General features: G+C 71.4%; 1 pseudogene. It reads left to right on the forward strand.

From position 1 onward, the window contains the following. Window positions 1-255 (forward strand): annotated as a pseudogene (locus tag QC029_RS31505) (2-oxoacid:ferredoxin oxidoreductase subunit beta); the annotation flags it as partial.

The following is a 255-nucleotide window of genomic DNA, read 5'->3' on the forward strand; positions in this document are numbered from 1 at the left end:
TCTTCAACGACGGCGCCTTCGAGGTGCTCAAGGACAAGGAACAGGCGCTGGAGGCGGTGATCCGGCTGGAGCACGGGCAGCCGATCCGTTTCGGCGCGCCGGTCCCGCCCGAAGACGGAGGCGACGGCCTGGGCTCCAAGGGCGTGGTCCGCGACCGGGCCACCGGCGACCTGAAGGTGATCGACGTCACCGTCGAGGGCACCGACGGGGTCCTGGTCCACGACGCCCACGCGGCCTCTCCCACCACCGCCTTCG

Origin of the sequence: Streptomyces sp. DH37 (assembly GCF_029813835.1) — a bacterium.
Classification (GTDB): domain Bacteria; phylum Actinomycetota; class Actinomycetes; order Streptomycetales; family Streptomycetaceae; genus Streptomyces.